The organism is Streptomyces sp. MnatMP-M17, from assembly GCF_900091995.1.
Lineage (GTDB): Bacteria > Actinomycetota > Actinomycetes > Streptomycetales > Streptomycetaceae > Streptomyces.
On sequence record NZ_FMDK01000454.1, the window covers coordinates 1 to 9,908 of the forward strand.

Annotated in this window: 9 protein-coding genes and 1 pseudogene; 5 read left to right on the top strand and 5 right to left on the bottom strand. The window is 70.8% G+C overall.

The window, feature by feature from the left end; all coding sequences use genetic code 11:
* Both GA0115259_RS20485 and GA0115259_RS20490 read right to left on the bottom strand, forming a co-directional pair.
* Positions 1–1,464 (bottom strand): sensor histidine kinase (locus GA0115259_RS20485; protein WP_107469232.1); only part of this gene is annotated, 1,464 nt, incomplete at its 3' end.
* 189 nt (positions 1,465–1,653) lie between these two features.
* Positions 1,654–2,541: an SIS domain-containing protein gene (locus tag GA0115259_RS20490; protein ID WP_093599175.1), complete on the bottom strand. Its 888-nt coding sequence runs from the start codon at positions 2,539–2,541 to the stop codon at positions 1,654–1,656.
* A gap of 137 nt (positions 2,542–2,678) precedes the next feature.
* Here GA0115259_RS20490 and GA0115259_RS20495 point away from each other — a divergent pair, with 137 nt between their 5' ends.
* Positions 2,679–3,461, top strand: a complete 783-nt coding sequence (locus GA0115259_RS20495; RefSeq protein WP_093599178.1) for a DeoR/GlpR family DNA-binding transcription regulator — start codon at positions 2,679–2,681, stop codon at positions 3,459–3,461.
* A 75-nt stretch (positions 3,462–3,536) separates the two neighbouring features.
* Here GA0115259_RS20495 and GA0115259_RS20500 read toward each other — a convergent pair whose 3' ends face one another.
* Positions 3,537–4,763, bottom strand: a complete 1,227-nt coding sequence (locus GA0115259_RS20500; protein WP_093599181.1) for an MBL fold metallo-hydrolase — start codon at positions 4,761–4,763, stop codon at positions 3,537–3,539.
* A gap of 329 nt (positions 4,764–5,092) precedes the next feature.
* Between GA0115259_RS20500 and GA0115259_RS20505 the strand changes: the two genes are divergently transcribed.
* Together GA0115259_RS20505 and GA0115259_RS20510 are read left to right on the top strand one after the other, a co-directional pair.
* Positions 5,093–5,731, top strand: a complete 639-nt coding sequence (locus GA0115259_RS20505; RefSeq protein ID WP_093599184.1) for a TetR/AcrR family transcriptional regulator — start codon at positions 5,093–5,095, stop codon at positions 5,729–5,731.
* A gap of 106 nt (positions 5,732–5,837) precedes the next feature.
* Entirely contained in the window at positions 5,838–6,731 is an 894-nt protein-coding gene (locus tag GA0115259_RS20510; protein ID WP_093599196.1) for a carbohydrate kinase family protein, read from the top strand.
* Between the two features lie 105 nt (positions 6,732–6,836).
* On the opposite strand, the gene GA0115259_RS20515 is transcribed toward GA0115259_RS20510, so the two are convergent.
* Together GA0115259_RS20515 and GA0115259_RS20520 are read right to left on the bottom strand one after the other, a co-directional pair.
* Complete coding sequence (locus GA0115259_RS20515; protein ID WP_093599187.1) at positions 6,837–7,847, bottom strand: DUF6745 domain-containing protein; 1,011 nt, start codon at positions 7,845–7,847, stop codon at positions 6,837–6,839.
* 130 nt (positions 7,848–7,977) lie between these two features.
* A complete protein-coding gene (locus GA0115259_RS20520; protein ID WP_093599190.1) occupies positions 7,978–8,316 on the bottom strand; it encodes a hypothetical protein in 339 nt (112 codons plus the stop codon).
* Positions 8,317–8,494: 178 nt separating this feature from the next.
* Between GA0115259_RS20520 and GA0115259_RS20525 the strand changes: the two genes are divergently transcribed.
* Positions 8,495–9,442 (top strand): STM4015 family protein, encoded by a 948-nt coding sequence (locus GA0115259_RS20525; protein WP_093599193.1) that lies wholly within the window; start codon positions 8,495–8,497, stop codon positions 9,440–9,442.
* Between the two features lie 4 nt (positions 9,443–9,446).
* Positions 9,447–9,908 (top strand): annotated as a pseudogene (locus GA0115259_RS20530) (hypothetical protein); the annotation flags it as partial.

Sequence of the window (9,908 nt, forward strand, 5' to 3'; positions counted from 1 at the left end):
GGCGGCGGGCCCAGGTGCCTCGTACACCTGCGGCCGAGGCGGCGCCGGCGCGTGCTGCCTCGGTACGGGCACCACCGTGGGCGCGGGCCTGGGTGTGGACGTGGGCGCGGGCGCGGACGCGGACGTGGTCATCGGCTCAGGCACGGGCGGGGACGTCGGCGGATGACCGTCCGGTTCCGTGTCCTCCGGGCCGAGGAGCGCTTGCGGCAGCACCAGCACCGCCTGGACGCCACCGTAGATATTGGACTGGAGCCGCACCGCGATCCCATGTCTGCGCGCCAGCGCCGAGACCACGAAGAGCCCGATCCGCCCGTCCTGGAGCAGATGTGCCACATTCACCTGGTCGGGGCGGGCGAGCAGGGCATTCATCTTCTGCTGCTCGCCGGGCGGCATGCCGAGGCCGCGGTCCTCCACCTCGATGGCCAGCCCGGCCGTCACACGCTGAGCCCGCAAGAGCACTTGAGTGTGCGGCGACGAGAACAGCGTGGCGTTCTCGACCAGTTCGGCGAGCAGATGGATGACATCGGCGACGGCATGGCCGCGCAGGGCGCCGGCGATCGGCGGCACCAGTTTGATCCGCGGATACTGCTCCACCTCGGCGATGGCCGAGCGCAGCACCTCGGTCATGATGACCGGCTTGGTCCACTGGCGCCGGGAGACGGCTCCGCCGAGGACGGCGAGATTCTCGGCGTGGCGGCGGATCCGGGTGGCGAGATGGTCGACGTGGAAGATGCCTTTCAGCAGCTCCGGATCCTCGACCTGGTTTTCCAGCTCATCGATGATCTGGATCTCCCGATGGACCAGTGACTGGAGCCGACGGGCCAGATTGACGAAGACCTCGACCTTCTGTTCGTTGCCGACACTGCTGGAGAGCCTGGACGCCTGGACGACGGCGGTGACGGCCGCTTCGTGCGACCGGCCCAACTCCTCTGCCAACAGGTCGAGTTCGTCTCCGCCGGGCACCTCGGCCGAGGGCGGGGACGAAAACGGGGACGAAAACGGGGACGAGGACGGGGACGAGGACGGCGTACGGCGCGCGGGAAGGCGCTCGCCGCGTCTTAGCCGCTCGATGACCGTATGGAGATCGGCCTGTCCGCGCACGCTGGACCGGCGCAGCGCCTCGCAGCGGTCGACGATGGACTTGGCCGTACGCTCCGCTCCCAGCGCCGCCGCGCCGATGGCGGCGAAGGCGAGCAGCGCTGTGCCGACCAGGGCCGTCCAGATCTCGGCGGTCGGTTCGGCCGCCGCCGAGCGGAGGACGACCACCACGGCGGCGGCGCCGCTCAGCGCGGCGACTATCGCCGGAAGGACGGCGGTGCGCAGAAGCTGAGGGCGCATACGGACATCGGGCGGCAGCGGCGGGTTGCGTCTGGCCGCAGCGGACAGCGAGCGGGCGCCCGGCCTGCCGTGCCGCCCGCCCTCACGGCGCTCCGGCCGCGCGACGGGTGCGCGAAGTTGAGACATCAGTGCCCTCCGTTGATCACTGAGCACACACGGTAGTCGCCGAACGTTCATCCACGGTGGACAGTTGACGAACTTGCCCACAGAGCATCCCGCTCCGGTATGAGCCCTCGCACATCAGCGCGAAATGCAGCATTCGGCCCGGCGCGGAACGCCGGGCCGAACTCCCTATGAGGACAGACGGTCAGCGACTCACGACGCTGAGGGAAGGATCACGGAACGGGTGAGATGGCGCGGGCTGTCCGGGTCGAGGCCGCGCCGGTCCGCGAGGGCGAGGGCCAGCCGCTGGATCCGTACCAGTTCGGCCAGCGGATCGAGCCGGCCCGCCACCCAGAGCCCACCGGTCGCCCGTACCTGCTCCGCCAGCCCTTCCGGACCGGGACCGAGCGCCCAGGTCGCCGTTCCGGTGGTGGTGATACTGATCGGACCGTGGCGGTACTCCATCGCCGGATACGCCTCGGTCCAGGCGAGGGACGCCTCCCGCATCTTGAGCGCGCCCTCCTCCGCGAGCCCGACCGACCAGCCGCGGCCGAGGAAGGTGAACTGCGTGCACTCGGTGATGCCTTCGGGAAGCGGATCCTTGAGGGCCGTCTCCGCGTCCGCGACCACGGCGTCGGAGTGCAGACCGAGATGGGCCCGGAGGAGCGTGAGGGCCGTGGTGGCGAACCGCGTCTGGACGACGGACCGTTCATCGGCGAAGTCCAGTACGACCAGATCGTCGGCCGCCGAGCGCACCGGAGTGGCGGGATCCGCCGTGATCGCGGTCGTACGGGCCGTACCGCGCACCTCCGCGAGCAGCCGCAGCACCTCGGTCGTGGTGCCGGAGCGCGTCAGCGCGACGATCCGGTCGTAACGACGGCGGGCCGGGAACTCGGAGGCGGCGAAGGCGTCGGTCTCGCCCAGTCCGGCGTCCTCGCGGAGCGAGGCGTAGGCACGGGCCATGAAGAGCGAGGTGCCACAGCCGACCACGGCCGTACGTTCACCTGGCTCGGGCAGTCGCACGCGCACCTCGTCCACCAGCGCCGCGGCCCGGCGCCAGCACTCGGGCTGGGTGGCCAGTTCCGTCTGCACATGCGTCATGCGCGTCTCCACTCCCTGCGTCGGATCACCGTGTCGGACACTCTGATCTATTCTGCACGCCAGGAGATGCTTACGAGCAGTAACAAGCATGCATCGCGCAAGATACGATCAGTACGATCCGAATCGAAGGGAACGCGGTGAATCGCCACGAGCGGCACACGACCTTGCTGGAGCTGCTGACTGAACGGCATCAGCTGGAGGTCGACGCCGTCGCCGCCGAGCTCGGTGTGTCCGTGGCCACCGTCCGCCGCGATTTCGACCATCTCGCCGAGCAGCGGCTGCTGACACGGACACGAGGCGGAGCGATCGCGCACTCCGTCTCGTACGACCTGCCTCTGCGGTACAAGGCGGTACGGCACGCCTCGGAGAAGGAGCGCATCGCGCGTGCGGCGGCGGCGATGGCCGAGCGCGGCATGGTGATCGGACTGAACGGCGGCACCACGACCTCGGAGGTGGCCAGGGCCATCGCCACCCGCGCGGACCTTCAGGGCACTCCGGACGATCCCGCGATCACGATCGTCACCAACGCACTGAACATCGCCCATGAGCTGGCGGTACGCCCTCATATCAAGATCGTCACCACGGGCGGGGTCGCGATGCCCCAGTCGTATGAACTGGTTGGGCCACTGGCTCGGCACATTCTGGGCGAGATCAGCCTGGATATCGCCTTCCTCGGAGTGGACGCCCTCGACGCGGAGTCGGGCGCCGGCGCGCACAACGAGCACGAAGCGAGCATCAACGCGCTGCTCGCCGAGCGCGCGGAGCGGCTTGTCGTCGTGGCGGACAGCTCGAAGCTGGGCGCCCGCGCCTTCGCCCGGATCTGTCCGGTGGAGGACATCGGAACACTGATCACGGACACGGGCGCACCGGAGCTGACCGCACGCTTCGAGGAGCGCGGCGTCCCTGTGGTCCAGGTCTGACGATCCGGACCACAGGACGACTCGGACCACAGGACGACCCGGACCACAGCACGCGATACGCGGAGGGAGACGGCGTTACGCGGAGGGCGCCTTCTCGGGCGTCCCGCCCGTCTTTCCCGTGCCCGCCACGGTGGTGGTGTCCTGTCCCCCGATATCGGTGGAGAGCACGGGCCAGCCGTCCTCGGGAACCATCGCCACGGGCCGCCACCACGGCGCGGTGGGAATGTCCTCGCCGGTGGGCTCGAAGGGCTCGCCGGGACGCGGCAGCGCGATTCCCGCGCCCGCCTCGGCAGCCGCCGCGATCGTGCCCTCACCGGGCTCGGCCCACGGGTGCGGCGCGAGATTGAACGTGCCCCAGTGGATCGGGAGCATGACGCCGATGGGCCGGTCGCCCTGGAGATCGAGATGGGCGCGCATGCCCTCGGCCGGCGTCATATGAATGTCCGGCCAGTAGTCGCTGTACGCACCGATCTGGATCATGGTGGCGTCGAACGGGCCGTGCTCGGCGCCGATGTCCTGGAAACCGGCGAAGTAGCCGGTGTCCCCGCTGTGGTAGACGCGGTGCTCGGGCCCGGCCACGGCCCAGGACGCCCAGAGCGTGTGCTGCTGATTGCGCAGGCCACGCCCGCAGAAGTGACGCGCCGGAGTGGCGGTGAGCCGGATACCGGCGACCTCCGTGGACTCGTTCCAGTCGAGTTCGCGCAGCCGGGACGCGGGCACTCCCCAGCGCTCCAGATGGGCGCCGACACCGAGCGGTACGGCGAAGACCGTGTCCGTGCTCGCCAGGGCCCTGATCGTGGGCAGATCGAGATGGTCGTAGTGGTCGTGGGAGATCACGACGACATCGAGGGGACCGAGCGAGGAGAGCGGTACGGGGACCGGATGCAGCCGCTTGGGGCCCACAAAACCGAACGGCGAACATCGCTCGCCCCACACGGGATCGAAAAGCACCCGCCGGCCGTCGATCTCGGCGAGCACGCTCGAATGGCCCATCCAGGTGAGCCGCAGCCCGGAGGCCGGGGGCAGGGCGAGGTCCGCGCGAGTCGTGGAGTGCACCGGAATGGTACCGGCCGGAGCCCGCCGTGCCCGCGCTTCCTTCTGGAAGTAGACCTTCGCGAACTCCAGACCCGAGCCCGAGGGTCTGGTCCTGGCACCCACCGGGTTCTGGAACACCCCGTCGGCGAAGTTGGGCGAGCGGTGGATCCGCTCAAGCCTCGCTCCTGCCGAGTCGGCCCCGAAGGCCGCGGGTCGCAGCGAGCGCAGCCGGGAGCGCAACGAAGGGGTGGAACCAGCGGCTGTCACAGCACCTCCTGGAGGTTCGGTGTCGTCCCATTATGTCTGGGCGCCTATCTCTGTGCGGGGCGAAGGACCGGACCGCCCTCTGCCCCGCCGCACGGCCCTACAACGACGCCGGCGCCGCCAGGATTCCCGTATACGCCCTCGAAGTCGGCCCGTTCCGGGACGGTCTCGGGGCGATCCCGTGCGGCACCACGGGCCATACCACAGAGCGAGCGCTTCGGCAGGATGATCACCCTTCCCCATACTGGCTGATGATTCAGTTGCGTGTTCGATCATCCGCGGGTGGTACCAGCGCGCCGCATGACGGTCCCTCAGCTCGATAGGGTGACGGTGTGGCGAGAGTACGGCTGAGTGTGTCGGAACGGCGCGAGGAGCTGCTCCGTGCCGCCGTCGGGCAGATCGAGGCCCGAGGCGTGGCGGCGTTGCGGATCTCCGATGTCGCCGCCGCGCTCGGTGTCAGCAGCGCGCTGGTGCTCTACCACTTCTCGACGAAGGAGAAGCTGGTCGCGGCGGCCTTCGCACATGCGGCGCGGGGCGATCTGGCCCGGCTGCGCACGCTGCTCGGCCGGCGCGCCACCGCGCTGGAGCGGCTGCACGACGCGGTCCGCTGGTACGCGCCGACGGGCGAGGCCAAGGGCTGGCGGCTGTGGATCGAGGGATGGGCGGCGGCGCTGCGCGAGCCCGCGCTGCGCGAGCCGGCCCGCACGCTGGACCAGCAGTGGAAGGCGGCCCTCGCCGAGGTCGTCGCCGAGGGAACGGCGGCGGGTGAATTCGTCTGCGCGGACCCGGTGTCGGCGGCCGGGCGGCTGACCGCCATGCTGGACGGACTGGCGGTTCAGATGACGTCGTACGCGGGTTCACTGCCGCGCGCCACCATGCTGGAGTGGGCGGACGAGGCGCTCGCCCGCGAACTGGGCATCGACCGCGCGGCGCTCGGCAGGCCCGGAGAGCTCGGCAAGGCCGGAGAGTAGAACGGCGGCCACACCGGAGCCGCCGGACATCCGGAACCGGACAGGGAGACGGAAGACTGTGGCACAGCAGCAGACCGATCCGACCGATCAGCTCGGTCACGATGTGCTGGTCGTCGGGGGCAGCGGGGTGGACACCGTCGTACGGGTCGACTCGCTGCCGGTTCCGCTCGCCGATTCGGTCGGGGTCGGGCCGATCCTCGAATGGCCCGGCCACACCGGCGGCAATGTGGCCCTCGGCTGCCGGGCGCTCGGTCTGGACGTCAAGTTCCTCGACTTCATCGGGGACGACTGGACGGGTGGTCAGATCCGCGCGCGGCTCGCGGAGGGCGGAGTCGATTTCGAGGCGCTGATCTCCCCGGCCGGCACCCGGCGCGCGGTCAATCTCGTGGAGCGCACGGGCCGCCGGATGTCCTTCTACGACGGCCGGGATCCGGCCGATCTCCGTATGCCGCGTGACTTCTATCTGCCTCACCTCCGGCGTGCCCGCCATGTCCATGTGGCCATCACCAACTTCGCCCGCTTCCTCTATGACGACATCGAGGCGCTCGGTGTGCCCGTCTCGACCGATCTGCACGACTGGGACGGACTCGCCGACCACCACAGGGAGTTCGCCTTCCGCTCCGACCTGGTGTTCCTGAGCGCGGCGGGAGCCGGGGAGCGGATCGCCTCGGTGATGCGGGAGATCCTGCGCGAGGGCCGGGCCGAGGCGGTGATCGCGACGGCGGGCGCGGGCGGCTCGTATCTGATGAGCCGTGAGGGCAGCCGTACCCCAAGGCCCATCCCCGCGACTCTCCCGCCTGCTCCGGTGGTGGATTCCAACGGTGCGGGTGACGCGTACGTCTGCGGTTTCCTGTACGGCCGGCTGGCCGGGCTGGACCTCGAAGCCTGCGCCCGGCTCGGCGCGGTGGCGGGTGCCTACGCCTGTACGGGCGGAGGCAACGCGGCACTGATCGGCCCGGACGCGCTGAACACCGACCGGCTCCGCCCGGCCACGAACTGAGGAACACTTCGGCACACCAAGGGACACCGAGGAACGTCGAGCCGCGCGGCCCGGGGCCGGTCCCTGCCCGGGCGCTGCCTCAGCCGCTGCCGATGCGCCTGCCGTTCAGGTCTGGCGCATCGGCTCGTACTCCTCCGGTTCGAGCCCGAAGGTCCAGGCGACTCCCTGCTTCGCGGTCCTGGTCGTGGGCGGTACCCGCAGCCAGTACGTACGGTGTGTGCCGTCGGGCTCCGGCGTGGAGTTGACCACCTCGACCATCGCTATGTCCTCGTCGTTCTCCAGCGAGATCCGCCAGAGCACACCACTCTTGTCGCGGTGGACGGGCTGTGCTCCCGACTCGTTCAGATAGCGCTCGTAGCCGTAGTGCTCCAGCATCACGCGACGCAGCTCGGCGTTGGCCTCGTTCCGTATCCGTTCGGGAGTCAGAGACGCCAGCTCGCCGAGGAATTCGGCGGGAACCGGCATCCCGCGCCACGCGTACAGCGCGAAGCCGTCGGGGAAGGCGAGCGCGGGACCGTCGCCGCGGTCGAGCCGGCCCGCCTCGTCCCGGTGGAGTTCGGAGGGACGCTCGCATATCACCACGGCCCGTTCGTACGGCCACCACCAGCCGGCGTGCAGCGCCACCTCCGCCAGTCCCTCAAGGCGTTCGCCACGGCCGTCGAAGGCGGCGAGCCAGGCCGCGTCATGCTGGCCGAGCACCGCGTCGAGCAGCACCGTACGAATCTGGCCCGCCTCGGCGGGCTTGGCGGGCTCGCCGATGAGCGCCTCCACCACGCCGGTCCTGATCCGGTCGGCGAGTGTCCGGCCGGTGTCCCAGAGCCGGGCGCCGGTGGCGCTCCAGTGCTCGGCCCAGCCGGCCGGTCCCAAGGTGTCATGCACCCTGCGCCGTTCCTCGGCCCAGGGGTAGGTGCGCACCTCGTCGCGCACGGACCGGCCCGCGCCGTCCAGCGACCGCGCCAGCTCCACACCGGCCAACGGCGATCCGGCCCAGATGATCCGCTCCGGCTCCGCCAGTCCCGCCCTGCGGTACGCGAGCCGCACTCCGCGCTCGGCGGCCGGCCGGTCCGACTCGCCCGTCGCCGCCGCGACGGCCCGCCACTTGTCCATGTCGCTCATGTCCGAAGCCCCGTCCCTGTCATCCCTGTCCACTGTTCTCCGTGCCCGGGCCCGTGCGCCCGTCGCCGCCCTGGCGCCGGTCCGCCCGTTCCACTGAGTCCGCCCGTTCCGCCCGTTCCGCGCGTCCCGCTCAGTCCGCGACGATGCGCACCGCGCCCGGCAGGTACTCGCGCTGGCGCACCACCCGGAACCACCCCTTGGGCAGCGGTATCGCCGCGTGCTCCTCGTGCACCACCCGCCCGCCGTCCGGGAGATGGAGATACATCGGCCCTGCCATGTCGCCCGGCTCACGGATCAGCCGGCCGGGCCCGGTGACCGCGTGGGCATGGCCGGTGACCTCGCCGAGCGCCAGGACCAGTCGGCCCCGCGCGTCCCTCGGCTCACCCGACACCCGTGCCGCGTCCACGAGATACGACGGCACCGTCTCCTGCGCGACGGGCACGATGAGCACGTCTCCCTGCCGGTACATGGCTCTCCCCTCCACCGGCGGCGCCGAGTGCGCCGAACCTGTGAAAGACGCTAGACGGGGGGTCTGACAATCGGCGGTGGCGACCGGCCGACCGGCCCCGGGAAGGGCGTTGTCAGTGGTGCTTGGTAGAACTGCTCCACATCAGCCGATCCGCGCCACCGCTGTCTGGAGCATCGCCATGACCATTTTGGGCCATTTGCAGGAGCTGCACGGCCTGCCCGCGTTCGCCTTCCCGGCCCCCGACGCGAAGGCGGAGCTCCCGGCCCCGGCCTCCGTGGCCTGGCGGATCGCCGTCGAGGCGTACGAGGCCGAGGAGCGGTGGGAGGAGGCTTTCGCCCGCTTCACCGAGGCCGTGGACACCACCGAGGTCAGGGCGTTGATCGTCGGCTCCTGGAGCGATGCCTACGAGTCGGGCCCGGAGCCGGTGATCGAGGCCCTGGTGGCGGTGCGCGACCGGCTGCCCGCGCTGCGCGCGCTGTTCCTCGCCGACATCGTCGGCGAGGAGTGCGAGATCTCCTGGATCACTCAAGGGCTCGTGACTCCACTGCTCGACGCCTTTCCCGAGCTGCTCGAATTCGGCGTCCGCGGCGGTCAGGAGCTGCGTTTCCCCGCCGTCCGGCACGAGCGGCTGCGCTCGCTCACCATCGAGACCGGCGGTCTGAACGCCGCCGTGGTACGGGGAGTCGGCGCGAGCGAGCTGCCCGCGCTGGAGCATCTCGATCTCTGGCTCGGCGTCAGTGAGTACGGCGCGACGACCGAGGTGGCCGATCTGGCGCCGATCCTGGCCGGTTCGCGCTTCCCTGGGCTGCGCCATCTCGCCCTGCGCAACAGCGAGATCCAGGACGAGATAGCGATCGCGCTGGCGGGCGCGCCGGTGGTCGCCGGCCTGGAGGTCCTCGATCTCTCGATGGGCACCCTCGGTGACGAAGGAGCGGAGGCCCTGCTCGCCGGACAGCCGCTCACTCATCTCAAGAAGCTCGATCTGCACCACAACTACTTGAGCGAGGCATTGCGCGAGCGCGTTCTCGCCACGCTCGGCGCGGCCGGCGTGGAGGTGGACCTTAAAGAGAGCGAGGACGTGGATGACGACGACGAGGGCTTCCGCTACACCGCGGTCTCGGAGTGATCCGATGCCGCCCCCGCCTCCGCGTCTGGCCGTCGTCGGGAATCCCGGCAACCGCCGTCTGAGCCTGTTCCAGGACGCCGTCCGAGCGGCCGGGCTGCCCGCCGCCCGGGTGGTGCCCTGGCTCGGCGTGCTCCGCGGCGGCGCCCGGTTCGAGGCCGACGAGACCGTACGGATCGACTCGCCGGGCGAGGATCCGGAGGTGGAGCGGCTGCTGCGCGGCACGGACGACCCGACAAGAGTCGAGGGAACGGCCCGCTGGTACGGGCTGTTCACGGCCGCCGCCACGGAGCTGGGCCGGGCCGCCTCCGCCGCCGGGGCCGAGTTGCTCGACGATCCGGACGAGCTGGCGGTCCTCTTCGACAAGCGCCTCTGCCACGGAGTGCTGGACGCGGCGGGGATACCCATACCGGCGTCGCCGACCTCGGGGCCCGGCGCGCCGGCCGTTACCGGCTGGGGCGATGGACGG